At 69.4% G+C, this 23135-nt stretch carries 24 protein-coding genes; 14 read left to right on the top strand and 10 right to left on the bottom strand.

The genetic code is table 11. From position 1 onward, the window contains the following. The first annotated feature begins 1 nt into the window (after position 1). Positions 2-1303, top strand: a complete 1302-nt coding sequence (locus ABT313_RS22190) for an FAD-dependent oxidoreductase (RefSeq protein ID WP_350856809.1) — start codon at positions 2-4, stop codon at positions 1301-1303. Here ABT313_RS22190 and sigJ read toward each other — a convergent pair. Continuing rightward, the gene (gene sigJ, locus ABT313_RS22185) at positions 1266-2159 is read right to left on the bottom strand and encodes an RNA polymerase sigma factor SigJ (RefSeq protein ID WP_350856806.1); all 894 of its coding nucleotides are present in this window, start codon (positions 2157-2159) and stop codon (positions 1266-1268) included. The genes ABT313_RS22190 and sigJ overlap by 38 nt on opposite strands. Positions 2160-2272: 113 nt before the next feature. On the opposite strand from sigJ, the gene ABT313_RS22180 reads away from it, so the two are divergent. Further along, a complete protein-coding gene (locus tag ABT313_RS22180; protein WP_350856803.1) occupies positions 2273-2713 on the top strand; it encodes a YybH family protein in 441 nt (146 codons plus the stop codon). Here ABT313_RS22180 and ABT313_RS22175 read toward each other — a convergent pair. Further along, positions 2703-3467, bottom strand: coding sequence for a serine/threonine-protein kinase (locus tag ABT313_RS22175; protein ID WP_350856800.1), 765 nt, complete (start codon positions 3465-3467; stop codon positions 2703-2705). The genes ABT313_RS22180 and ABT313_RS22175 overlap by 11 nt on opposite strands. A gap of 162 nt (positions 3468-3629) precedes the next feature. After that, positions 3630-5399 carry an ABC transporter ATP-binding protein gene (locus ABT313_RS22170; RefSeq protein WP_350856798.1) on the bottom strand — a complete coding sequence of 590 codons (1770 nt, stop codon included), beginning with the start codon at positions 5397-5399 and terminating at the stop codon, positions 3630-3632. A 105-nt stretch (positions 5400-5504) separates the two neighbouring features. Here ABT313_RS22170 and ABT313_RS22165 point away from each other — a divergent pair, with 105 nt between their 5' ends. From ABT313_RS22165 to ABT313_RS22155, 3 genes are read left to right on the top strand one after another with little or no spacing between them, the layout of a single operon-like run. Continuing rightward, positions 5505-6824, top strand: a complete 1320-nt coding sequence (locus ABT313_RS22165; RefSeq protein WP_350856795.1) for a sensor histidine kinase — start codon at positions 5505-5507, stop codon at positions 6822-6824. Next, entirely contained in the window at positions 6821-7453 is a 633-nt protein-coding gene (locus tag ABT313_RS22160) for a response regulator (RefSeq protein ID WP_350856791.1), read from the top strand. The genes ABT313_RS22165 and ABT313_RS22160 overlap by 4 nt, the downstream gene beginning before the upstream one ends. Before the next feature lie 54 nt (positions 7454-7507). Next, positions 7508-7999, top strand: coding sequence for a hypothetical protein (locus ABT313_RS22155; RefSeq protein ID WP_350856788.1), 492 nt, complete (start codon positions 7508-7510; stop codon positions 7997-7999). On the opposite strand, the gene ABT313_RS22150 is transcribed toward ABT313_RS22155, so the two are convergent. Beyond that, positions 7985-8614, bottom strand: coding sequence for a class I SAM-dependent methyltransferase (locus tag ABT313_RS22150; protein WP_350856785.1), 630 nt, complete (start codon positions 8612-8614; stop codon positions 7985-7987). The genes ABT313_RS22155 and ABT313_RS22150 overlap by 15 nt on opposite strands. Positions 8615-8706: 92 nt before the next feature. Between ABT313_RS22150 and ABT313_RS22145 the strand changes: the two genes are divergently transcribed. From ABT313_RS22145 to ABT313_RS22130, 4 genes are read left to right on the top strand one after another with little or no spacing between them, the layout of a single operon-like run. Further along, a complete protein-coding gene (locus ABT313_RS22145; RefSeq protein WP_350856782.1) occupies positions 8707-9051 on the top strand; it encodes a YciI family protein in 345 nt (114 codons plus the stop codon). After that, positions 9048-10235 carry an RNA polymerase sigma factor gene (locus ABT313_RS22140; RefSeq protein WP_350856779.1) on the top strand — a complete coding sequence of 396 codons (1188 nt, stop codon included), beginning with the start codon at positions 9048-9050 and terminating at the stop codon, positions 10233-10235. The genes ABT313_RS22145 and ABT313_RS22140 overlap by 4 nt, the downstream gene beginning before the upstream one ends. A gap of 17 nt (positions 10236-10252) precedes the next feature. Beyond that, on the top strand, positions 10253-11428 hold the full coding sequence (locus ABT313_RS22135) for an acyltransferase family protein (RefSeq protein WP_350856776.1): 1176 nt from the start codon (positions 10253-10255) through the stop codon (positions 11426-11428). A 14-nt stretch (positions 11429-11442) separates the two neighbouring features. Continuing rightward, on the top strand, positions 11443-11880 hold the full coding sequence (locus tag ABT313_RS22130; RefSeq protein ID WP_350856773.1) for an SRPBCC family protein: 438 nt from the start codon (positions 11443-11445) through the stop codon (positions 11878-11880). On the opposite strand, the gene lexA is transcribed toward ABT313_RS22130, so the two are convergent. After that, positions 11877-12530 (bottom strand): transcriptional repressor LexA, encoded by a 654-nt coding sequence (gene lexA / locus ABT313_RS22125; RefSeq protein WP_350856770.1) that lies wholly within the window; start codon positions 12528-12530, stop codon positions 11877-11879. The two genes, ABT313_RS22130 and lexA, sit on opposite strands and share 4 nt — an antisense overlap. 69 nt (positions 12531-12599) lie before the next feature. Here lexA and ABT313_RS22120 point away from each other — a divergent pair, with 69 nt between their 5' ends. Further along, positions 12600-13397: a TIGR02569 family protein gene (locus tag ABT313_RS22120; RefSeq protein WP_350856767.1), complete on the top strand. Its 798-nt coding sequence runs from the start codon at positions 12600-12602 to the stop codon at positions 13395-13397. Here ABT313_RS22120 and ABT313_RS22115 read toward each other — a convergent pair. Together ABT313_RS22115 and ABT313_RS22110 are read right to left on the bottom strand one after the other, a co-directional pair. Next, positions 13355-14533: a Cmx/CmrA family chloramphenicol efflux MFS transporter gene (locus ABT313_RS22115; protein WP_350856764.1), complete on the bottom strand. Its 1179-nt coding sequence runs from the start codon at positions 14531-14533 to the stop codon at positions 13355-13357. The genes ABT313_RS22120 and ABT313_RS22115 overlap by 43 nt on opposite strands. A 34-nt stretch (positions 14534-14567) precedes the next feature. Then, positions 14568-15143, bottom strand: coding sequence for a TetR/AcrR family transcriptional regulator (locus tag ABT313_RS22110; RefSeq protein ID WP_350856762.1), 576 nt, complete (start codon positions 15141-15143; stop codon positions 14568-14570). 180 nt (positions 15144-15323) lie between these two features. Here ABT313_RS22110 and ABT313_RS22105 point away from each other — a divergent pair, with 180 nt between their 5' ends. Beyond that, a complete protein-coding gene (locus ABT313_RS22105; RefSeq protein ID WP_502884008.1) occupies positions 15324-17327 on the top strand; it encodes a DUF1906 domain-containing protein in 2004 nt (667 codons plus the stop codon). Here ABT313_RS22105 and ABT313_RS22100 read toward each other — a convergent pair. Next, positions 17324-18196, bottom strand: a complete 873-nt coding sequence (locus ABT313_RS22100) for a LysR family transcriptional regulator (RefSeq protein ID WP_350856756.1) — start codon at positions 18194-18196, stop codon at positions 17324-17326. The genes ABT313_RS22105 and ABT313_RS22100 overlap by 4 nt on opposite strands. 85 nt (positions 18197-18281) lie before the next feature. Between ABT313_RS22100 and ABT313_RS22095 the strand changes: the two genes are divergently transcribed. The 3 genes from ABT313_RS22095 to ctaD all read left to right on the top strand — a co-directional run bounded on the left by ABT313_RS22095 (position 18282) and on the right by ctaD (position 21685). Continuing rightward, entirely contained in the window at positions 18282-19091 is an 810-nt protein-coding gene (locus tag ABT313_RS22095; protein ID WP_350856753.1) for an alpha/beta fold hydrolase, read from the top strand. Beyond that, a complete protein-coding gene (locus ABT313_RS22090; RefSeq protein WP_350856750.1) occupies positions 19088-19888 on the top strand; it encodes an LLM class flavin-dependent oxidoreductase in 801 nt (266 codons plus the stop codon). The genes ABT313_RS22095 and ABT313_RS22090 overlap by 4 nt, the downstream gene beginning before the upstream one ends. 66 nt (positions 19889-19954) lie before the next feature. Continuing rightward, on the top strand, positions 19955-21685 hold the full coding sequence (gene ctaD / locus ABT313_RS22085; RefSeq protein WP_502884017.1) for an aa3-type cytochrome oxidase subunit I: 1731 nt from the start codon (positions 19955-19957) through the stop codon (positions 21683-21685). On the opposite strand, the gene ABT313_RS22080 is transcribed toward ctaD, so the two are convergent. Continuing rightward, a complete protein-coding gene (locus tag ABT313_RS22080; RefSeq protein ID WP_350856749.1) occupies positions 21686-22558 on the bottom strand; it encodes a Sco1979 family transcriptional regulator in 873 nt (290 codons plus the stop codon). A 44-nt stretch (positions 22559-22602) separates the two neighbouring features. Further along, positions 22603-23079, bottom strand: a complete 477-nt coding sequence (locus ABT313_RS22075; RefSeq protein ID WP_350856747.1) for an O-methyltransferase — start codon at positions 23077-23079, stop codon at positions 22603-22605. Between the last annotated feature and the right edge of the window lie 56 nt (positions 23080-23135).

Raw genomic sequence — 23135 nt, 5'->3', positions numbered from 1 at the left:
TATGAGTTATGCGATCTCTGGGGAGTGCTGCTCCGACGCGAGTTGCGTTGCGGTGTGCCCGATGAACAGCATTCATCCGTCACCGGGCGAGCCTGGTTTCGGGACCGGGGCGAGTCTGTTCATCGATCCGCGGACGTGCATCGACTGCGGGGCGTGTGCCGACATCTGTCCGGTCGATGCGGCTCAACCGGCCGAGCAGGCGGCGCCCGAGGATGTCGAGCGGAACGCGGCGTACTTCGCCGGGGCGGACCCGCTGGACGCGATGGACCTGGACAGCTGGGAGGCGCCGTCGTACCAAGTGTGGGGTGGGGGACCGCGGCGGGTGCTGGTGGTCGGCGCCGGACCTGCCGGGATGTACGCAACCCGTGAACTGTTGCTGCGGACGTCGGCCGAGGTGACGCTCGTCGACCGGCTCGGCGATGTCGGCGGCCTGGTCCGGTACGGCGTCGCGCCGGATCATCCAGGCACCAAGCAGATCATCAGCAGCTTCGAGCGAATCACGCAGCACCGACGAGTGCGGTGGATGCCGGGCAAAGACGCGAGCGATCTCTGGGCCGAACGCGACCGAAATGGATGGCGGAAGACGGGTGCGGCGGGGTCGCTGCCGGAGAGGTTCGACGCGGTGGTGCACGCCGTCGGGGCCGGTGGGAGCCGGCGGCTGGGGATCGGCGGCGAGGACGCCGCCTGCACCGCCGAGGATTTCGTTGCCTGGTACAACGGTCGGCCGGGATCCGCGCTCCCGGTGGAGCTTGCCGGGCCACGCGCAGTGATTGTCGGCAACGGCAATGTCGCGCTCGACGTGGCACGGATCTTGCTGAGCGATGAGGACCGCCTTCGAGGGATGGCGGTGGCGCCGGAGGTCCGGCAGACGCTGGCGGCGAGCGGGATCACGGAAGTCGTACTGCTCGGCCGCCGCGGGCCGGACGAGGCCGCCTACACGCAGCCGGCATTGCAGGAGCTGCTGGCCGCGGCAGGTGATCGCGTCGAGCTGCGGTACCACGCCCGGCCCACCGCCTGGACCGCGGACGGGCTCGCGCTGGACGACGGTACGACGATTGCCGCGGGCAACCTGTTCACCGCGATCGGGTTCGAGGGCACGCCGGTGGACGGCCTGCCGTTCGACCCGGACCGCGGCATCGTGCCGAACGTCCGCGGCGCCGTCGTCGGCCGGCCCGGGCACTACGTGGCGGGCTGGATCAAACGCGGCGCTCGCGGCGGGATCGGCGTGAACAAGGCCTGTGCGCAGGAGACCGTGATGACGCTGGTCAGTTCGTCCAGGGTCCCAGCTTCTCCGGGTTCCTGACCGCCCAGATGTTCGAGATACGGTCGCCGTCCACGTCGAAGGCGATCACGGTCTCGATCACGCCCTCGAACTGGATCACCAGACCGGGCTGCCCGTTGACCAGCCGCTCGACCAGCTCCCGACCGAGCGTGAACACCGGCAGCCTGGCGAAGTACGTCGCGACGTCGGTGCCGCCGTGGACCGGCTCGAGCGCGGCCGTCACGATGCCGCCGCCATCGGCGACCGCGGTGACCTCGGGGTCGAGCAGACTGACGAGCTTGGCGATGTCGGTCGCCTCCCACGCCTGCTTGAACTGCCGGATGAGCTCGGCACGGTGCGCGGAGGGCGCGGTCGGCAGCTGTGCGTCGCGGATCCGCCGCCGGGCCGAGGACGCGAGCTGGCGGCAGGCGGCCGGAGTACGACCGACGATCTCGGCCACCTCCGGGAACGGGTACCGGAAGACGTCGTGCAGGATGAACGCCACTCGCTCGGCCGGCGTCATCGCGTCCAGGACGACGAGGAACGCCATGTTGACGGACTCATCCAGCGTCACCCGGTCGGCCGGATCCGCGGTGCCCGCGGGCTGACCGGTGTGCCACTCCGTGCTCTCCGGAAGCGGCTCGGGGATCCACTCGCCGACGTACCGCTCGCGCCGGGCCCGTGCGGAGCGGAGCAGGTCGAGGCAGATCCGGCTGGCGACCTTGGTCAGCCACGCGGCCGGGTTGTCGATCGCCTGTTGCTCGGCCGGCGTCATCGCGTACCACCGGGCGTAGGTCTCCTGGACCACGTCCTCCGCGTCGGCCAGCGATCCGAGCAGCCGGTAGGCGAGGTTGATCAGCTGCCGCCGCTCGCTCATGATCGCGCTCAGGTCGCTCATGTCGGTCCTCTCCTCGTCCATACCCCGTACGACGGGACAGCCCGGCGAACTGTGAGGTCCGACAGTCCCTGCCAGTCTCTGACAGTCCGGGCCGCTGTCTCGTCGTAGCGATCATGACCACAGACAACGCAGTAGCCGAAGTAGATATCCGTGAGCGTATCGACAGCCTGCTCAACGCGGTCCGCACCGGGGACCTGGACACGTTGCGGACGATCTTCGCCCCGAACGTCGTCTCGTTCGACATCGAGGCGCCGCTCCGGCACCTCGGCGCGGAGAAGAAGATGTCGAACTGGGAGCAGATGTTCACCGTCTTCCAGCTGCCGCTCGAGTACGAGACCCGCGACCTGACCGTGCTCGTCGACGGCAGCCTCGCGGTCGTCTACAGCCTCAACCACATGAACGCCGCCATGACCACGGGCGGCAAGATCGACTATTGGCTGCGCTGGACCTCGGCCTGGCAGAGGATCGACGGCCAGTGGAAGATCGTCCACGACCAGGTGTCGGTCCCGACATACTTCCCGGAGGGCCGGGCGGCGATGGACCTCATGCCCTGAGCCAGGACGGCCACGGCCTGAGTTCGCCGGCTGCTTCGGCCAGCGCGGCGAGCGCACGCCGGGCCGTCGGGTGCGGGGCGAGGAGGAAGCGGAGGCTGTCGGGCAGCTCTCCGCAGGCCTCGGCGAGCGTCCGGCCGAGACTGTAGAGGTCCATCTCGGCGGACACCGGCTCGCAGGCTTCTTGCGCCGGCGAGGCGTAGCCTTCGGTCCCGACCGGATGTCCGGCCGGCTGCTCGCTCCCGATCCGGCGTGCGCTGCCGTAGTCGATCAGCACCGGCCTGCCATCCCGCAGTACGACGTTGTCCGGTTTGACGTCGAGGTGCGCCAGGTCGCGACGGTGCAGATCCATGAGCGCGGGGAGTAGTTGCGCTCCGAGGTTGGCCGTCTCGGGGAGGGGGAGGAGACCGTTGTCCTCGAGTTCGTCGGCGAGCGTGGGGCCGTCGGCGTACTCGACGAGGATGTGGGGGATCGCGGCGTCGGTGCCGTCGGCGAGTAGCCGCGGGAGAGCCGGGTGCAGGTTGCCGGCGAGGGCGGCCGTCTCGCGGCGGAGGGACTTGACCGCGCGAGGGTGGTGGATCTGGTGAGGGCGAGCGGCCTTGAGTACGGCGGGAGCCCAGAGCTGGACCGACCACACCAGCCAGGTCTCGCAGCGATGGCCGACGCCGAGGCGCTCGATCGCGAACGTGCCGCCGGGCAGCTCGCAGCCTTCGGCCCAGTCCCACAGGGCCAGTCCGTCCTGGGTGTCGACAAACATGGCGGGTCTCCGATAGAAGAGGTGAAGCCTGCCGCCGGGATGCGCCCCGGCGGCAGGCTGGTGGTCAGCCGCGCGAGCGGCTGCGGGAACGGCTGCGGCTGCGCGAACGGGACCGGCTCCGGGAGCGTCCGTGGTGCATGACGGGCTTGATACGCATGATGTTCACCTCCTTCCGGCGAGTTCGGGGTCGAGCGTGACGACCCGGTCGGCGATCGCCGCCAGGTCGCGATCGTGGGTGACCATCAGCACCGTGCGGCGCGAGGTCCCGGTGGTGATGGCCCGGATGGCCTGGATCACGGTGCCGGCCGAGACCGGGTCGAGCGAGGCGGTCGGTTCGTCGAGCAGGACCATCGGCGCCGGCGAGACCGCGGCCCGGGCAAGCGCGACCCGACGACGCTGACCGCCGGAGAGCCGTCCGCCGCCTTCGCCGAGCGGAGTGTCGTAGCCCAACGGCAGCCGGTCGGCGAACTCGTCCACCAGCGCGGTCCGGCCGGCTGCGATCACGCCTGCCCGCGTCGCGTTCTGGTTGCCAAAGGCAATGTTCTCGGCGACCGTTGCGTCCAGCAACCAGGGGTCCTGCGGGACGAACGCGAACCGGTCCCGCAGGCTGCGCTGGTCGCAGTCGCGCAGGTCCACGCCGTCGATCAGGATCCGGCCGGCGTCGACGTCGTACAGGCGCAGGAGCAGGTGCAACGTGGTGCTCTTGCCGATCCCGCTCGGGCCGAGCAGACAGACCGTCTCGCCGGCGGTGATCTCGAGGTCGAAGCAGCCCAGGACCGGGCGGCCGGGTTCGTAGCCGAACGACACTCGCTCGAAGCGGACTCCGGAACGCAGCCGGGGCGCGGGGCGGGCGTCGTACCGGTCCTCGACGGCCTCGTCGCAGTCGAGTACGTCGCGGACGCGGACCGCGCTGGCTCCGGCCTTGGCGAGTACCACGGACAGGCGGGTCAGGCCGCGGACCGGGGAGTAGAGGTCGCGGAGGTACGCCAGTACGACGAGGAGCTCGCCGACCGACAGCGCACCGGTGAGGACATGGCGTCCGCCGGCAATCAGGACCAGGGCGGTTCCGATCGCGAGCACGATGTCCGCGATCGGGGTCCAGCGGGCGTCCACATCGATGGCACGGAGCTCGACGTCGAGGACGGCGCGGTTCCGGGTGCCGAAGATCGCGGCGGCGCGGTCGATCCGGCCGAACGCCTGAACGGCGCGGACGTTGCGGAGCAGGTCGGTCGTTGCCCCGGCCAACCGCCCGGACTCGGTGCGGGCCGCGTGTTGCGCCGCGCGGATCCTCCGGCGCTGGCGGACCGCGAGTACGGCGAGCACCGGGGCGACGGCGAGGCCGATGAGGGCCAGCTCGGTGTCGAAGGCAACGAGCAGTGCCAGTACGCCGGCCAGCATCACCGCGTCGGGCAGGAACGAGGTGGTCATCGCGACGACCGCGTCGAGCAGGCGGCCGACGTCGGTGGTGAGGCGGGAAACCAGCTCGCCGCTCCGCATCCGGTCGTGCCAACGCAGCGAGCGCGTCATCGTGCGCTGGAACATGGTCGCCCGCAGCGCGGCGCCGATGCGCTCGGCCGCGCCTTCGACCGTGCGCAGACTCGCCATGTCGAGCAGACCGACGATCGCCGACAGCAACACACTTGCGGCCGCAGCGAGCACGAGCACCACGAGCGGGTTCGCCCCGAGGCTCTCGGCGAACCCGGAGGCGGCGCTCGAGGCGGAGCCGGAACTGGATCCTGAACCGGAGCCTGGCGTGGCGGTGGGCTGCGTGGACGAGGGGCTGAGAGCGTGGTCTACGGCTAAGGCGAGGGGCCAGGGGCGGAGCAGGACCGCGCCGACTCGCAGTACGACCAGGCCGGCCGCGGCGGCGAGAGCAGGCAGCTCTGGCCGTGCGGCAGGCCCGGCGACTGCGAGCGACAGCGGAAGTTTCATGCCGACAACGCTCGCCGCGAGCTGGTCGGCTCCGGTAGTGCACCTTGGTACTAGGACCGTTGTCGGGCTGCCGTCCGGCGGTGGACGCACCCTACGATCCCTGACATGGGGAGACTCCGACGCGCGGACCGCGAACCGATCTCAACGGTCGGTCTCCTGGTGCGCTTCACGGCAGCCGGGTTGATCGTGCTGCTCTCGCTGGCTGCGCTGATCGCGTTCGTCGCGCGACAGGCGGGTGTGGAGCAGGCGACCGAGTCCGCGCGACAGGTGACGTATGTGACCGCGCGCGGAGTCGTCGAGCCGCGCCTGGACCCGGCGGTGATGGCCGGAGAGCCTGCGGCGCTCACGGCGTTCGACCAGGCGATGCGGAGGTACGTGCTGCAGGGGTCGCTCGTCCGGGTGAAGGTATGGAACGCCGACGGGAAGATCGTGTACTCCGACGAGCCGCGGTTGATCGGTCAGCAGTTCCCGCTCGGGCCTGAGGAGCAGGAAGCCTTGCAGCGGCAGGGAAGCAGCGCGTCCGAGGTCAGCGACCTGAGCCGGCCGGAGAACAAGTTCGAGATCCCGTACAAGAAGCTGCTCGAGGTGTACGTCGGGGTGCGCGGCACGAACGGTGAACCGATGCTGTTCGAGGCGTACTTCGAGTACCGGGCCGTCACCGAAGCGGGGCAGGCGGCGTGGCGACGGTTCGCCCCGCCGTCGCTGGGAGCGTTGCTGGTGCTGGAGCTGGTGCAGATCCCGTTCGCGTGGTCGTTGGCCCGTCGGGTGCAGCGGCAGCAGCGCGACCGGGAGCGGTTGCTGCAGCACGCGGTGGACGCGTCGGACGCGGAGCGCCGGCGGATCGCGGGGGAGTTGCACGATGGCGTCGTACAGGAGCTGACGGGGTTGAACTATGCGTTGGACGCGATGCGGCTCGGGCATCCGACGGAGGGGCAGCGGGCGGAGTTGATCGCGGACAGTGCGGTGCGGTTGCGGGGGAGCATCGGGTCGCTGCGGTCGTTGCTGGTCGACATCTACCCGCCGAACCTTGCCGAGGAAGGACTGACGTCGGCGTTGGCCGAGTTGGCTGCCGGGCTGGAGCGCGCGGGGATCGACGTACGGCTGGAGACCGACGGCGCCGAGCAGTTGCCGCCGGCGGTTGCGGCGCTGTTGTTCCGTACGGCGCAGGAGGTCGTGCGGAACGTTGCCGCGCACAGCGGGGCCGCCGAAGTACTGATCAAGGCCGGGCGGAGCGATGGGCGGGGCGTGCTGATCGTGGACGACGACGGGCGCGGGTTCGACGAGTCGCGGCTCGGGGAACGCAGCAGTCACGGGCACCTCGGGCTACGCTCGATCGGCGACCTGCTCGCGGAGTCGGGTGGCACGCTGACGGTCCGGGCCGCGCCCGGTCAGGGGACACGGGTGGAAGCCGAGGTGCCGATGTGACGCGGGTGATCCGGGTGCTGATCGCCGACGACCACGCGATCGTCCGCACCGGCCTGTCGCAGTTGCTGGGTACTGCGGAGGACATCGAGCTGGTGGGGGCCGCGGGCGACGGGGCCGAGGCGGCGACGATGGCGGCGGAGTTGCGGCCGGACGTCGTGCTGATGGATCTGTCGATGCCCGGGACGGACGGGATCTCGGCGACCGAGCGGATCGTGGCGGCGTCGCCCGACGTACATGTGCTCGTGCTGACGTCGTTCAGCGATCAGACGCGGATCCTGGACGCGCTGCAGGCGGGCGCCGAGGGGTATCTGCTGAAGCACAGCGAGCCCGAGGTGATCCTGGCCGGCATCCGGGAGATCGTGTCGGGCGGCTCGCCGCTGGACCCGAAGGCGGCGCGGGTGCTGCTGACCAACCGTCGCTCGCCGGGGCCCGAGACCAAGCTGACCGACCGCGAGCAGGAGGTCCTCGACATGGTCGGCGCCGGCCTCCCCAACAAGACAATCGCCCGCCGCCTGGGAATCAGCGAGCGCACGGTGAAGGCGCACCTCACCAACGTCTACCAACGCCTGGGCGTAACCGACCGCACCCAGGCCGCCCTCTGGTCCCAACGCCAACGCCGAGACACCTAGTACTAGTACCAACGTCCGATACCCGTCGGCCGCCCGCGGCGACACGATAGAGCCATGGACGACCAGGTGGACGAGGCGGAGACCGGGCAGCCTGACGTGCGGGGGCGGCCGGTTGTGCTTCGGGCTGGGCGGGGGGAGCAGGTGAGGGCTCGGCGGTCTGGGCGGTACTTGGGGTGGGTGGGGAGCGGCGTGCTGGGGCTGGCTGCGGCGGCCGGGTTGGTGGCTGGGGGAACGGCGGTCTGGTCGGCGTTTGATCCTGGTACGCCGGCGAGGTCGCCGGCGCCGTTGTGGTTTCCGCCGCCGGAGACGATCACACCGCAGAGCGAGCGGGTCACACCGACGCCGACTGTGGACGACCACGGCGGCGACCGGACCCGTACTCCGAAGTCAGGTAGCACCACCGAGCCGGGCGACGACAAGGGCGGCGCCCGCCCGACCACCGGGGCCAGCGCCGGGAAGCAGACCACCGGGGAGGCGACGTCCGGTAAGCACGGGTCGGACGGGTCTGGGAAGTCGGGCTCGGGGGACGGGTCAGGGCATGGGTGACGTGGCTCGGCCGAGGATGTGCGGGCGCGCTGGGTTGGGCTGGTTGGCGGGGAAGTCGAAGCGGTCGAGGTGCTCGATCGCGAAGCCGGCCGTCTCGATTGCTGCTGCTGTGTCGCGGTGCAGGTGGCATCCGCCGGCGAACAGCGACCACACCGTCGCGTCCGCGAGACGTTGCACCGTTTCCAGGCGGCCGCCGTCTGCGGCTACATGCTCGTAGAACCTCAGCTCGCCGCCCGGGCGCAGCACCCGCCGTGCCTCGGCCAGTGCGACCTGCTGATCCGGCACCGAGCACAGGACCAGCGACATCACCACCACGTCGGCTGACCCGTCGGCAGCCGGCAGCCGCTCCGCCGTACCCTCGACGACCTCGACCGGCACAGGCGCGGCCGCAGCGGATCGAAAAGCCTGAGCGCGCAGATACGGCTCGGGTTCGACCGCGAGGACCTGGACGACCTCAGCCGGGTAGTGCGCGAAGTTGCCTCCGTCACCGGCACCGACCTCGATCACACGGCCAGTTGCACCGGCCAGCAGCCGACGCCGGTGCTCGGCCGCGCCCTCCCGGTCCATCGTGGGACGGACCCGCGCGTACATCCGGGCAAAGATCGGACGCTTCATGCCAACACGATGTCACCCCGGAATGCCAGAGTGTCGGATTGAGCGTGACCCCGATCGTCATCAGGCTGAAGCTACCGACCGGAGGTGTACGGGTGAAGTACGTGCTGATGTTCATCGAGACCGAGGAGTACGCCAAGGAGCTCGAGGCGATGACGCCGGGCGAGCGGGAGACGGCGTACCAGAAGGTGTACCAGTGGTTCGACGACCACCGCGACAAGATCCGCGGCGGGAGCAAACTGCAGGGCGCCGAGACCGCGACGACGGTGCGGTTCGACGGCGGGGTGCCGATGACGACCGACGGGCCGTTCATCGAGGGCAAGGAGGTCGTGTCCGGATTCACCGAGATCGAGGTCGCGGACCTGGACGAGGCGCTGCGGATCGTGAAGACGTGGCCGGCCTGCCCGGTGGTGGAGATCCGTCCGGTGGCAGAGATGTGAGTACCGAGGACGAGTTGGCTCGCGTGGTGCGTGACCACGCGGGCCGGCTGGCCGGTTCGCTGGTGTCGCTGCTGGGAGACTTCTCCGCGGCGGAAGATCTGGTGCAGGACGCGGTCGAGATCGCGCTCAGACGCTGGCCCGTCGAGGGTATCCCGGACCGGCCGGACGCCTGGCTGTTCACGGTCGCCAAGCGGCGCGGTCTCGACGTACTGCGTCGTCAACAGAACTATCGCGCCAAGCTGAGCGAGCTGCAGCGCCAGGACGGCCAGCCGGCGCCGGACGACCGGCTGCGGCTGATCTTCACCTGCTGCCATCCGGCTCTCGCCCGGGAGGCACAGGTCGCGCTCACCCTGCGAGTCGTCTGCGGCCTGACCACCGCACAGATCGCGGCCGCGCTGCTCGCCTCCGAGTCCGCGGTCGCGCAACGCATCACGCGGGCCAAGCGCAAGATCACCGACGCCGGCATCCCGTACCGGATCCCGCGCGACGACGAGCTGCCGGACCGCCTCACCGAAGTACTGACCGTCATCTACCTCCTCTTCAACGAGGGCTACCTCTCCAGTACGGCGGAACGCGCGCACTCCCGCGACCTCGTCGACGACGCCGAATGGCTGACCGCACTGCTCCACGGCCTGCTGCCGAACGAGCCCGAGGTCGCCGGCCTCCTCGCCCTGATCCGCCTCCACCGAGCCCGTACGGCGGCCCGTTTCACGCCGTACGGCGAACTCGTCCTGCTCGAAGACCAGGACCGCACGCTCTGGGACCAGACCGCGATCACCGAAGCAACAACCCTCCTCACCAGGACCGCCCACCGCCACCACGCGCCCGGCCCGTACCAACTGCAGGCCGCCATCGCCGCCTGCCACAGCGAGGCGCCGACCTGGGCCGAGACCGACTGGCCGCAGATCCTCGTCCTGTACGACATGCTCCTCGTGCTCCAGCCGAGTTCGGTGACCTGCCTGCACCGTTCGGTCGCGGTCTCGTTCGTCGAAGGACCGGCAGTAGCCCTGGCCGAGCTCGACCGGCTCGCCCTCGACACCTATCCGTTGTTCCACGCGACCCGAGCGCAGTTTCTCCGCGACCTCGGCCGCGACGCCGAGGCCCGCGTCGCCGACGGGCGTGCGGCGGAGCTGACGGCCAATCCGGCGCAACTCGACCTGTTGCGCGAGCGGCTGGCCCGCTGAGCCACCATGCTTTCTTCATGGGAGCTCAGGGGCGGGGCGAACGGTTGTGGTTTCTCGACTGGTTGCGGGTGCTGGCGGTGTTCGGGGTGTTCGTGTTCCACACCCTGCGGCCGTTCGACGACGGTGACTGGCATGTGAAGAACGCGGAGACGAGCGAGGGGATCTCGATCGGGATCGCGTTCCTGGGTCTGTGGGGTCTGGCGTTCTTCTTCATGATCTCCGGATCGGCGGCCTGGCTGGCGTTGCGGTGGCGGACCGCGGCGCCGTTCCTGAAGGAGCGGTCGATCCGGCTGCTGATCCCGTTCGTGGTCGCTTATGTGCTGCTCTCACCGCTGCAGTACTTCATCGAGGAGCACCACAAGGGCCGGTCGACCCAGTCGTTCTTCGGCGACGTGCGGACGTTCTTCAGCGATCTCGCCGGGGATGCGCCGCTGTGGTTGCGCGACACGTACCACCTCTGGTTCCTCGTCTACCTGATCCAGTTCGCCGTACTCGGGCTGCCGTTGTTCGTCCTGCTGCGCGGCCGGACGGATCCGATCGCCCGGTGGTGTCAGCGCCGCGGCTCGATCCTGCTCCTCGCCGTACCGCTGGTTCCGCTGCATCTGCTGCTGCTCGCGGCGCCCGGTCCGGAGCACGGGTGGGGCGAGTTCGTGTTCTTCTTCGACTTCTTCGTCGTCGGCTACCTGGTGATGTCCGACGAGCGCCTGTTGGCAGCGGTACGCCGGGACGCCGTGCCCGGGCTGATCCTCGGCATCGGCGCCTTCCTCATCGGCGTGTTCACCGGGATCATCGACTTCCTCGACGGCTGGTGGCCGGACCCCGGGTACTCCTGGCAGTACCTCTGGTACTCGCCGCTGATCACGTTCGCCGTCTGGGGCTGGCTGGTTGCCGTGCTCGGCTTCGGCATGCGCGCAGCGGCCTTCCGGCGTACGGTCCCGACGCCGCTCGCCCGCGCCGCGATGCCGTACTTCATCGTCCACCAACCGGTGATCCTCGCGATCGCGTACTTCGTCGTCCGGTGGGACGCCGCCATCTGGACGAAGTACGCCGTGTTGCTGCCGTCCGCCTTCATCGTCTCGGCAGCCTTGGCGTGGTCGCTGTCAGCCCTCCCCGGGGTCCCGCTCCTGTTCGGGGTCAAACGTGTCGAATCCGGGGCGGCCCCGTTCGTCAACAGATCGAAGGCATCCGACTGAAGGAGACTGGAGCAATGGGATCGATCGTCACGAAGATCGAGGTCGAGCGGAAACCGGACGAGGTGTTCGCCTACGTCACGGACCCGGACCATTTCACCGAGTGGCAGGCCAACGTCACCGGCGGGCACCTCGAAGGCGGTGAACCGGTCGTCGGCGCGAAGTGCATGACCCGCCGCAAGATCGGCGGCCGCGAGCGCGACGTGACGTCACGCCTGACCGAGTTCGACCCGCCGCGGGCGTGGGCGGTGCACGGCGACGAGGGCCCGATCCGCTCCACGGTCAGGGTGTCGGTCGAGCCGATCGCCGGCCGGGACGCGAGCACGGTGACGATCGACCTCGACTTCGAGGGGCACGGCATCGGCAGGCTGCTCGTGCCGCTGATGGTCGTTCCGCAGTCCCGCAAGGAGATGGTGCGGAACATGGCCCGGCTGAAAACCAACCTCGAACGCTAGACGCTCCGCAGGACCGAGACGACGACGCCGAGGATCGAGGCGTTGTCGCCGTCGATGACTTCGTAGGCCGGGTTGCGCGGCTCCAGGTACACGTGGCCGTTGCGGCGGCGGTAGACCTTCACCGTGGCCTCCTCGTCGATCATCGCGGCGACGATCTGGCCGGAGTGCGCCTCGGACTGCTGGCGGACCACGACGATGTCGCCGTCGCAGATCGCGGCGTCGACCATCGACTCACCGCGGACGCGCAGCCCGAACACGGTGCCGCGTCCGGTCAGCCCGCGGGGGAGCTGCATGACGTCGTCGACGTGCTCGATGGCGGAGATCGGCGTACCGGCGGCGATGTCACCGACGACCGGGACCGGCACGTTGTCGTCGCTGGTGGTCTGCGTACTCGTCTCCTGCAGGAACATCCGTACGTCGATCGGCCGCGACACCGACGGACTCCGGCGCAGGAAGCCCTTCTCCTCGAGGCTGGCCAGGTGCTTCGACACCGACGACGAGGACCGCAGCCCGACCGCGTCTCCGATCTGCCGGCTGCTCGGCGGGTACCCGTGCCGGGTGACCCAGTCGCGGATCACCACCAGGATCCGCTGCTGCCGCTCCGGGAGGGCGGCGGTGTCGAGGTCGCCGAACAGGTCGAGATCAGTCACCTCAGAACCCTATAGCTCCCGGAGCGAAAACCTGGTGAGCCCGCGCGCTGTTGATGGGAGGGTGCGGGCATGGTGGGTCCTTCTGAAGAGGTGCTGGACGCGTTCGGGCTGTCGGAGCCGGCGGTGTTGCTGCCGGGCGGGCAGGGCGAGACGTGGCGATCGGGTGCTGTCGTCCTGAAACGCGCGGTCTCGGAGAGCGCGTGGCGGGCGGACGTGCTGGCCAAGTTGCCCGAGTCCGGCGAGTTTCGGGTACCGAGGCCGGTGCGGAGCCGGAGTGGTGCATGGATCGCGTTCGGGTGGGAGGGCAGCGAACTGCTGGCGGGTGAGACCGACGTCCGTCGACAGGACGAGGTGCTGACGGCGGCCGACGCGTTCCATGCGGCCGTTGCCGGGTTGCCCAGACCCGATTTCCTCGACGGGCGCAGCGACCCGTGGTCCGACGGCGACCGCATCGCGTGGGCCGAGCAGTCGTACGACGGCAGCCCGCCGTACGCCGAACTGGTCGCTCCGCTCGTCGCAGCGTGGCGCCCGGTGGAGCTGGTTGACCAGGTGGTGCACGGTGACCTGCCGGGGAACGTCATGTTCGCCGACGGGCTGCCGCCGGCGATCATCGACTGGCCGGTGTACTGGCGACCGCCGTCGTGGGCTTCGGCGGTCGCCGTCGCGGACGCGCTGTGCTGGTACGGCGCCGAACCCGCGCTTGCCGCCCGCTGGTCGCACCTGCCGGAGTGGGGCCAGATGCTGATCCGCGCGCTGATCTACCGGATGGCGACCGACGACCTGGCCGGCGGCGCCGCGACGTGGACCGAGGCCCGGCGCTCGGGCTATACGCCGGTCATCGAGCTGACCCTCCGGTTCGCCGGCTGACCGGCGGCCCGGATCGCGAGCGGAATGGTGCCGACGGCAAGTACTCCGAGTCCGGCGCCGATCCAGCCGACCGACGAGTACCCGGCGCCGGCATCCAGCGCGAGCCCGCCCAGCCACGGTCCGACCGTGATGCCGACGTTGAAAGCGGAGATGTTGAACGCCGCGGCCAGCGTCGGAGCGGATCCGGCGACGCTGAAGACCCGCGAGTTCACCGCCGGGTTGGAGGCGAACCCGAAGGTCCCGACCGCGATGATCGCCGGTACGGCGAGCCACGGCGTACCCGTCGCCAGCGCGAGGACCACCGCCGCGACGATGACCCCCGTCAGGCTGAGGGCCAGCGTGGTGAACGGGCGTCGGTCCGCGGTCCGTCCACTCACCGTGATGCCGATCAGCGCGCCGACGCCGTACAGCGCGAGGACCGCGGGCACCCAGGCGTCCGACAACTCGGTGGTGTCGGTGAGCAGGGGAGCGAGGTAGCTGAAGATCACCAGGATGCCGCCGGTCGACAACGCCGTGGTGCCATACGCGAGCCACAGCTGCGGATTCGCCATACTCCGCAGCTCCAGCCGCAGCTCCGGCGTCTGCTCCGCCCGGCCCCGCGGGATCGTGGTGACGATGCCGATGACCGACAGCGCCGACAGCGCGGCGACCGCCCAGAAAGCGGCTCGCCAGCCGAGGTGCTGCCCGAGCAGTGTCCCCGCGGGGAGGCCGACGATCGTGGCGACGGTGAGACCACCGGCCAGGATGCTCATCGCCTTGGCGCGGGCCTCCGGTCCGGCGAGTTCGATCGCGGTCACCGAGGCGACCGCCCAGAACCCGGCGTACACGAACGCACCGGCAACGCGGGTCGCAAGGAGCACGCCGTACGACGACGTCAGCGCGCCGGCGACGTGGGTGAGCGCGAAGACGGCCAGGAACGCGAGCATCGCGGCGCGGCGGGACCAGCGCAGGGTGGTGACGGCCAGGATCGGCGCACCGACGAGCATGCCGACGGCGAACGCCGAGATCAGCAGGCCGGCGGCCGGGATCGACACGTCCAGGTCGGCCGCGATCTCGGGGAGCAGGCCGGCGAGCATCAGCTCGGACGTGCCCTGGGCGAAGATCGCCAGGCCGAGCAGATAGACAGCGCGAGGCATGGATGTCCTCTCGGATTGAGCGGTGGGGGAGGAACTAGAAGCTGCGAAGAGTCGCCTCGACGACGGCCTGCTGGCTCGCGCGGTCGGCGCCGCGGCGACTGGCGACGCGCAGTCCGCCGAGAACGGTGAAGACGTACGTCGCGAGGCCGGTCGCGTCCTGCTCCGGGTCGAGCTCGCCGGCGTCCTGTGCCGCGCGGATCGCGGTCGTCAGGGCCGTCAGCTTGGACTCGTGGTCGCGGTCGAGCAGGTCCACGATCTCGGCGTCCTTCGGACCGAGCTCCACGATCGTGTTGATCACGAAGCAGCCGGCCGGATCGTCGGGCTCCGGCTCGACCGCCGTCCACAGGATCCGCCGGACCCGCTCACGGATCGGGACCGTGGAGTCCTCGATCACCTCGAGCTGGGCGGCGGTGAACTGGTCGACGTACCGCCGCAGGGCGCGGTCGAACAGGTCGCGCTTGCTGGTGAACGTGTTGTAGATGCTGCTCCGGCCGAGGCCGGTCGCCGCACACAGGTCCTGCGTCGACGTCGCTTCGTAGCCGGCCGACCAGAACACGCGCATCGCGGCGTCGATGGCGCGATCCTCGTCGAAGGTCCTCGGTCTCGGCATGGCACCCAGCCTAACACGTTATGGACCGATCGATCCAAAACAGCCCGGCGAACAGGTGAACCACCTGCGCCGATAGCATCCGGGCATCGAGGCGAGTGCCGGATGCTCTTCGACAAGAGCGCGGGTGCTCGCCTTCACTTGGGGGCTCTGATCGTCGATCATCTGGGGAGCACTGTGAGGTTGTTCAGACCTGGGGGGCTGGCACTCGCCGTCGCCCTGGTGGCAGGTATCACCGCTACCACTTCAGCTGTCGCGGAGGAGACCAAGACCGTCTCGTACCGCGGCTACCAAGTAACCGTCCCGGCCAGCTGGCCGGTTGTCGACCTGGCCGCCGATCCGGCCGCCTGCGTCCGGCTCGACCAGCCTGCCGTTTACCTCGGCCGCAGTACGTCGCAGGCCAACTGCCCGGCGCACCTGGTCGGCCGCAGCTCGGGCCTGATCCTCGAGCCGCTGACCACGAACACGCCGTCCAGCGACGGCCTGCTCCGGCGCACGATCACCGACGCCGGCGTCCTGGCGACCGCGTACTACGCACCGGGTGCGGAGAGCGCGGCGAGCGATGTACTCGCGACCGGTCGCGTGGTGACGAAGACGCCGTCCGCGCGGCTCGCCCAGCCGGCCGCGGTCACCCCGTCGGTGGTTGCTACCGGCAACTTCGCGGGCGACGGCTTCGACGCCTGCACCGCGCCGCCGCAGTCCACGATGGACGCATGGCGCCCGAAGTACCAGGGGATCGGCATCTACATCAGCGGCGGTCTGCGTGCCTGCGCGCAGCCGAACCTGACGGCCGACTGGGTCAGCACGAACGCGAGCAAGGGCTGGCAGTTCCTGCTGATCGACGTCGGCTATCAGGCGCCGTGCACGACGTACAAGAGCCGGATGTCGTCGGTCGCCTCGACCGCCCTGGTCCAGGGCCGCAACGCCGCGATCAACGCGGTCGCCGCGGCGCAGGCGCTCGGCTTCGCCCAGCGCAGCGCGATCTACACCGACCTCGAACCCTATGACTCGACCGCGGCGTGCAAGGCAGCGGTGCTCTCCTATGTGAGTGGCTGGACCCAGGAGTTGAACTCGCGGGGCTACGTTGGCGGCGCTTACGTCAACGCGACGCGTGGCGGTCCGGACCTCGTGAGCGGTTACACGAGCACGGCGTACACCCGGCCGGACAACATCTGGATGGCCCAGTGGAACAAGACTCCGGGCACGATGTCGATTCCGGCGACCGACTGGAGCAACCACCAGCGCGTGCATCAGTACGACAGCGTGAGTGAGACCAACGGTGGCGTCACGATGTCGATCGACAAGGACTACCTGAACCTGACCGCTCCGCCGCCGCCGGTTACCAGCTTCACCGTCACCGGTGGGGTCGCGGCCGCGACGCTGCGATGGACGAAGCCGGCCAACGTGACGCTCGGCCAGATCATGGTTCGCAGTGCGGTCGGCTCCACCCCGCCGCCGCTGCCGACGTCAGGTACGGCGGTCTACAACGGCGCGGCCAGCCTGTTCACGCAGACCGGTCTGTCGAACTCGGCCAGCTACGCGTACCGCGTCTGGGTGAAGGACAGCAAGGGCAAGATCGGCCCCGGCGTCGACGTGAAGCTGATCGGATCGAAGGCGACGATCGGCGCCAGCGCGGCCTCGATCATGTACACGCAGGCCGTGACGCTGTCGACGGCGGTCAGTCGGCTGGACGGTGTGAAGCTGGCCGGCGTACCGGTGGTGCTGTACGCGAAGGCGAAGAACGCGAGCAAGTGGTCGACGGTCGGATCGTTCACCACCGACGCCAACGGGATCGCATCGACGGCGCAGAAGCCGGCTGTGTCGACGTACTACATGTGGGGCTACAACGGCGGTGGTGCAGTCCTCGGTACCCGCAGCACCGCTCCGCTGGTCCAGGTGCATCCGGCGCTGTCGGCGTACCTGACGCCGGGCGCGATCAAGCTCGGTACGTCGACCCTGCTGTACGGGTACCTGAACCCGCCGCACGCCGGTACGACGGCGTACCTGCAGCGTCGGTCCGGTACGATGTGGGTGGCGGTGACGACCGGGAAGCTGACGACGAACGGGAAGTACGCGTTCAGCATCAAGCCGACCGCGCGCGGCACCTACACGTACCGCGTGGTGTGGCTGGCCGACGCTGACCACCAGGGCACGCAGACCGCGTCGAAGGTGCTGACCGTGAGCTAGTTGGTGAGGCCGGCCGCCGCACTCTGCGCGAGCTCGATCGCGTGGGTCGCGAGCGGTGAGTGCGTGCGGCCGGCCTGCCACAGCAAGAAGATCTCCCGCGCCGGGAGCTCGGGCGTGAGCTCGTGCAACGTCAGGCTCGGGTCGTCCCGCAGTACGGCGAGACGCGGCGCGAGCGCGGCGCCGAGGCCGGCGCGGACCATTGCGAGCAGTGCCTCGTTGCCCTCGGTGCGGAACACGAACTGCGGTCGGATGCTGCGGGCGCGCAGGAAGTCCTCGACCACCGCCTGATGGCAGATCGGCGGGTGGGCGACCAGCGGCAGGCCGTCGAGGGTCTCGAGCGGGACCGGTCCGGCCGGGAAGTGGTCGGGGCGCGCGACCAGCACGTACGGGTCGTCGAGCAGCTTGAGGTCGTCGATGCCGTCGCCGCCAGGGCCGTCGAAGAACATCAGGTCGAGCCCGGTGAGATCGGGATCGTCGGTCTCTTCCTCGAACAGCCGGATGTCGCAGCCCGGATGCGCGTCCCGCAGTCCACGAATCACCTGCGGCAGCAGCGTGTTCGAGACGGTCTGGAATGTGCCGATGTCGATCCGGCTGTCGCCGGCCCGGAACCGTTCGATCCCGTCGCTGAGCTCGTCAGCGCGACGCAGCAGCTCCCGCGCGTGCTGCAGCAGGACGGCGCCGAGCGGGGTGATCCGCACCGGCTTCGGTCCGCCCGGACGGTCGAACAGCGGACCGCGGGCAGTCTTCTCGAGTACGGCGATCTGCTGGCTGACGCTCGACTGGGTGTATCCGAGCCGGCTCGCCGCCCGGCCGAACGACCCCTCGTCGGCGACGGCAGCCAGCGTCGCCAGATGACGCAACTCGTACATGCCCGCACTCTATCGCCATTGGCGATTGCCTTGATCAGAATCAATCGCTTTTCACGATCACCTCTCGACTCCTACGGTCGTTCGTATGGAGAACATCTACGAAGTCAACGGCATCGAAATCTGCGCGGAGACGTACGGCGATCCGGCCGATCCCGCCGTCCTGCTGATCCACGGCGCCACTGCCTCCATGCTGTGGTGGGACAGCCGGCTGTGCACCGAACTCGCCGCCCGCGGACGGTTCGTGATCCGCTACGACCAGCGCGACACCGGCCGGTCCACGTCGTTCCCGCTCGGGGAACCGGGCTACGCGATGAGCGACCTGGCCGCCGACGCCGTCGGACTCCTCGACGCTCTCGGCATCGACAAGGCGCACGTTGTCGCACAGTCGATGTCCGGCGGTACGGCACTGATCCTCGGCGTCGACCACCCGTCCCGCGTCGCCTCCCTCACCTTCGTCTCGACCAGCACCGGCGATGACGGCCTCCCGCCGCCGTCACCGGACATGCCCCACCTGGACACCCCGGACTACGCCGACCGCGCCGCCGTCGAGGAGTACGTCGTACGCGCGATCGAGGCGGAGGCGGCCGCCCACTTCGACGAGTCGGCCGCCCGGGCCTTGGCGGTGGCGGACATCGCTCGGACGACGGACTACGAGTCGGCGATGACCAACCACTACGCGATGACGTTCGATGCACCGCGCAACGGTTCCTTCCCGGATCTGACGGTGCCCGTGCTCGTCATGCACGGAGATGCCGACCCGTTGTTCCCGTTGCCGCACGGTGAGGCTGTGCGTGACGCCGTACCGGGCGCTCGGCTGGTGGTGCTGGACGGTATGGGGCACGGGCTGTCCGCGCCGTACTGGAAGACCTTCGTGGACGAGGTGGCGGGGCGATGAGGTTCGCGATCTGGCTGCCGCTGTTCGACGAGTTGTCCGACCCGCGTGCGGTCGCGCACCTGGCCGCGGGCGCCGAGGAGGCTGGGTGGGACGGCTCCTTCCTCTGGGACCAGCTGTGGTGGCGTGAACCGGTGCGGCTGGTGTCGGATCCGTGGATCGCGATGAGCGCGATGGCGATGACGACCGAGCGGCTGCGGATTGGCCCGATGGTGTCGCCGATCGCGCGCCGGCGGCCCACGAAATTGTTGCGCGAGACAACGAGCCTCGACCGGTTGTCGGGCGGCCGGCTGACGTTCGGGGTCGGGCTCGGCAGCGATCGCTTCGCGCAGGAGTACTCGAAGACCGGTGAAGAGGTGAACGACCGGGTGCGAGCCGAGCGGATGGACGAGACGCTCGAGATTCTGACGGCCGGGTGGACGGGGGAGCCGGTGCAGCACCACGGCCGGCACTACCTGGTCGACGACGTACAGTTCCTGCCCCGCCCGGTTGCCGGGCGGGTGCCGGTGTGGATCGCCGGATTCCCCGGCAACGCCAAGCCGATCCGTCGAGCAGCGCGGTACGACGGGTTCTTCCCGGTCAACCTGACGTCGCCGGACCAGCTCGCCGAGCCCGTCGCCGTCCTCCGGGAATCGCGCGGCAATCTGGACGAATTCGACATCGCCGTTGCGCTCGAACCGGACGTCGATCCGCGTCCGTACGCCGCCGCCGGCGCCACCTGGTGCCTGATGGACGTCGACCCGACGACGCTCCGGCTGGCCGACGTACGCGCGGTGATCGCCGCCGGTCCGCCTGGCTAGGGGGTGTTCCTGTCCGGTGCATAGGTGTCTAATCGAAGCGTGGCCAGCGTCAGTGGACAGGCTGGGATCACCGAGCGCACCGGAACGACTGCCGTCGGTCTACGACGGCGGCCACTCGGGCAGGTGATCGGCAAACTCTTGTCGACGACCGATCACAAGGTGATCGGCCAGCTGTACCTGATCACCTCGTTCATCTTCTTCCTGATCGGCGGCGTGATGGCGCTGATCATGCGCGCCGAGCTCGCCGAGCCCGGCCTGCAGATCGTGAACGAGGAGACGTACAACCAGCTCTTCACGATGCACGGCACGATCATGCTGCTGCTGTTCGCGACGCCGCTGTTCGTCGGGTTCGCCAACGTGATCATGCCCGTGCAGATCGGTGCGCCGGATGTCGCGTTCCCGCGACTGAACATGTTCAGCTACTGGCTGTTCCTGTTCGGCGGCCTGATCACGCTCGGCGCGTTCCTCACGCCGGGCGGTGCGGCGGACTTCGGCTGGACGGCGTACTCGCCGTTGTCGAACGAGGTCCGCTCGCCGGGGGTCGGCGGCGACCTGTGGATCATGGGCCTGTGGATGGCCGGTCTCGGCACGATCCTGGGTGGCGTCAACTTCGTCACGACGATCGTCACGATGCGGGCGCCGGGGATGACGATGTTCCGGATGCCGATCTTCTGCTGGAACATCCTGGTCACGTCGATCCTGGTGTTGATCGCGTTCCCGATCCTGGCGGCGGCGCTGCTGGTGCTCGAGGCGGACAGAGCCTTGGGAGCCCATGTGTTCGACGCCGCGAACGGCGGCGCGATCCTCTGGCAGCACCTGTTCTGGTTCTTCGGGCATCCCGAGGTCTACATCATCGCCCTGCCATTCTTCGGCATCATCACCGAGATTCTGCCGGTCTTCAGCCGCAAGCCGGTGTTCGGCTACATCGGTCTGGTCGCGGCGACGATGGGCATCGGCGCGCTGTCGATCGCGGTGTGGGCGCACCACATGTTCGTCACCGGTGCCGTGAACCTGCCGTTCTTCTCGTTCATGACGTTCCTGATCGCGGTGCCGACCGGGGTGAAGTTCTTCAACTGGATCGGGACGATGTGGGGCGGTTCGCTGTCGTTCGACACCCCAATGCTGTGGGCGGTCGGCTTCTTGACGACGTTCCTGTTCGGCGGTCTGACCGGGGTCATCCTGGCCTCGCCGGCGCTGGACTACCAGCTGTCCGACTCGTACTTCGTGGTCGCGCACTTCCACTACGTCGTCTTCGGCACGGTGGTGTTCGCGATGTTCGCCGGGTTCTACTACTGGTGGCCGAAGATGACGGGCCGGATGCTCGACGAGCGCTGGGGGAAGCTGCACTTCTGGCTGCTGTTCATCGGCTTCCACACCACGTTCCTGGTGCAGCACTGGCTGGGCGTCGAGGGTATGGCGCGGCGGTACGCCGACTACCAGGCGTCCGACGGCTTCACGACGCTGCATCAGGTGTCGACCGTCGGCGCGTTCATCCTCGGGATCTCGACGCTGCCGTTCTTCTGGAACGTCTACAAGTCGCGGCGGCACCCCCCCGTCGAGGTGGACGATCCGTGGGGCTGGGGCCGGTCGCTGGAGTGGGCGACGAGCTGCCCGCCGCCGCGGCACAACTTCGACACGCTGCCGCGGATCCGCTCGGACTCGCCGGCCTTCGACTTCCACCATCCCGACATCGCGATCTCCGAGTACGACGACAACCGGACCGACGGCAGTCTGCTCGACGCCGGCGAGGACGCCGGGCGCCTCAGGCACCTCGGCTCGACCGACTCCGAGGACTAGTCAGCTCGCCAACCGGTCGATCAGGCGGGTCAGTTGGCGTTCGGTCTGCTGTGGGGACGGGCTGGAGGAGGCCAGCAGGTCCAGAGCCTGGGTGTAGGCCTCGACGTCGTCGCGTTTGTCGAGATACAGCGCGCTGGTCAGGTGCTCCACGTAGACGATGTCGGGCAGATCGCGCTGCGGGAATCTGAGGAGCGAGAACGCCCCGCCGGTCGCGGCGTGACCGCTGCTCGCGAGCGGGATGATCTGGAGCGTCACATTCGGCCGGGTGATCGCTTCGCGGAGCGCGTCGAGCTGGTTGCGCAGTACCTCAGGGCCGCCGATCGGGCGGTGCAGCACCGACTCCTCGATGACTGCCCACAGCTTGAGTGGCGGCTCGCGGTCCAGCACTCGTTGGCGCCTGGTGCGCAGCGCCACGATCCGCTCGATCTCCGCCTCGGTCGGCACGCCGGAGGGCGTCAGCCGCGCGACGGCGCGTGCGTACTCAGCGGTCTGCAGCAGTCCTGGGACGAACTGGATCTCGTACGTCCGGATCAGCTCGGCGGTCGCCTCGAGGCCGAGATACGCGTCGAACCAGTCCGGTGTGACGTCGCCGTAGCGATGCCACCAGCCCGGGTCGTTGGCCTCGCGGGCGAGCGCCAGCAGCCGATCCCGCTCGCGGGCCTCGGTCACGCCGTACAGCGTGAGGAGGTCGGCGACGTCGCGTTCCTTGAAGCCGACCCGGCCGAGCTCGAGCCGACTGATCTTCGACTCCGACGACCGGATCGCCCAGCCGGCGTCCGTCCGGGTCACGCCGGCGCGCTCGCGCAGCTCCCGCAGATGACCGCCCAGCATCATCCGCAGAGCCGTCGGCCCCACCACGTTGCGCCCCGCCATAACCCGAGTCTACATGATTTTCGAACAGGTGTTCCCATGCGATCTCACCGCACGCGGGTGCCCACCAGGAGTGCGTTGCGCAGGTCCGGAAGCACCACTTCGGTCGCCACCAGGCGAGAATCGGTGAAGAACAGCTCCCGCTTCGGGTCGTGCTCCCGGTACGGCGAATCCGCGGGCAGCGCCTCGACCGGCGTCACGTCGTCGAACACGACCCGCCCGCCGATCTTCAGCAGTCCAACGCCTTCATCACCCGCCCCGCCGTCCACGAACAGGAGATCGAACGGCGCCCGCCGCTCCAACTCGACGTACGAATCGCCGTGAATCACCTCGACGCGCTCCTCGTCCGCAAACACCCGCCGTGCCGCGGCAACCCGATCCGCATCCATCTCGACGGTCACCAGCCGGCAGTCCCGAGGCATCACCGAAGCCATCCACGCAGCCCCGACGCCGACCCCCGTCCCCATCTCGCCGATCAACCCGCCCGCACACCCAGCCGCCAGTACAGCGAGAAACCGCCCCACGCCCGGAAGCGAACACGACGGCCCACTCCCATCACGAGACAACGGCATCCCCACCT

Source organism: Kribbella sp. NPDC000426 (genome assembly GCF_040300265.1).
GTDB lineage: Bacteria > Actinomycetota > Actinomycetes > Propionibacteriales > Kribbellaceae > Kribbella.
This window is presented reverse-complemented; position numbering and strand designations above follow the sequence as displayed.

What these genes read in the sequence shown, in the direction of transcription:
- ABT313_RS22155 (WP_350856788.1), top strand. Translation starts at nt 7,508, where the DNA reads ATGGACGACCAGGTGGACGAGGCGGAGACCGGGCAGCCTGACGTGCGG.
- ABT313_RS22175 (WP_350856800.1), bottom strand. Translation starts at nt 3,467, where the DNA reads ATGTTTGTCGACACCCAGGACGGACTGGCCCTGTGGGACTGGGCCGAA.
- sigJ (WP_350856806.1), bottom strand. Translation starts at nt 2,159, where the DNA reads ATGAGCGACCTGAGCGCGATCATGAGCGAGCGGCGGCAGCTGATCAAC.
- ABT313_RS22095 (WP_350856753.1), top strand. Translation starts at nt 18,282, where the DNA reads ATGGAGAACATCTACGAAGTCAACGGCATCGAAATCTGCGCGGAGACG.
- ABT313_RS22090 (WP_350856750.1), top strand. Translation starts at nt 19,088, where the DNA reads ATGAGGTTCGCGATCTGGCTGCCGCTGTTCGACGAGTTGTCCGACCCG.
- ABT313_RS22120 (WP_350856767.1), top strand. Translation starts at nt 12,600, where the DNA reads ATGGTGGGTCCTTCTGAAGAGGTGCTGGACGCGTTCGGGCTGTCGGAG.
- ABT313_RS22135 (WP_350856776.1), top strand. Translation starts at nt 10,253, where the DNA reads ATGGGAGCTCAGGGGCGGGGCGAACGGTTGTGGTTTCTCGACTGGTTG.
- ABT313_RS22170 (WP_350856798.1), bottom strand. Translation starts at nt 5,399, where the DNA reads ATGAAACTTCCGCTGTCGCTCGCAGTCGCCGGGCCTGCCGCACGGCCA.
- ABT313_RS22130 (WP_350856773.1), top strand. Translation starts at nt 11,443, where the DNA reads ATGGGATCGATCGTCACGAAGATCGAGGTCGAGCGGAAACCGGACGAG.
- ABT313_RS22150 (WP_350856785.1), bottom strand. Translation starts at nt 8,614, where the DNA reads ATGAAGCGTCCGATCTTTGCCCGGATGTACGCGCGGGTCCGTCCCACG.
- ABT313_RS22100 (WP_350856756.1), bottom strand. Translation starts at nt 18,196, where the DNA reads ATGTACGAGTTGCGTCATCTGGCGACGCTGGCTGCCGTCGCCGACGAG.
- ABT313_RS22115 (WP_350856764.1), bottom strand. Translation starts at nt 14,533, where the DNA reads ATGCCTCGCGCTGTCTATCTGCTCGGCCTGGCGATCTTCGCCCAGGGC.
- ABT313_RS22110 (WP_350856762.1), bottom strand. Translation starts at nt 15,143, where the DNA reads ATGCCGAGACCGAGGACCTTCGACGAGGATCGCGCCATCGACGCCGCG.
- ABT313_RS22080 (WP_350856749.1), bottom strand. Translation starts at nt 22,558, where the DNA reads ATGGCGGGGCGCAACGTGGTGGGGCCGACGGCTCTGCGGATGATGCTG.
- ABT313_RS22165 (WP_350856795.1), top strand. Translation starts at nt 5,505, where the DNA reads ATGGGGAGACTCCGACGCGCGGACCGCGAACCGATCTCAACGGTCGGT.
- ABT313_RS22180 (WP_350856803.1), top strand. Translation starts at nt 2,273, where the DNA reads ATGACCACAGACAACGCAGTAGCCGAAGTAGATATCCGTGAGCGTATC.
- ABT313_RS22190 (WP_350856809.1), top strand. Translation starts at nt 2, where the DNA reads ATGAGTTATGCGATCTCTGGGGAGTGCTGCTCCGACGCGAGTTGCGTT.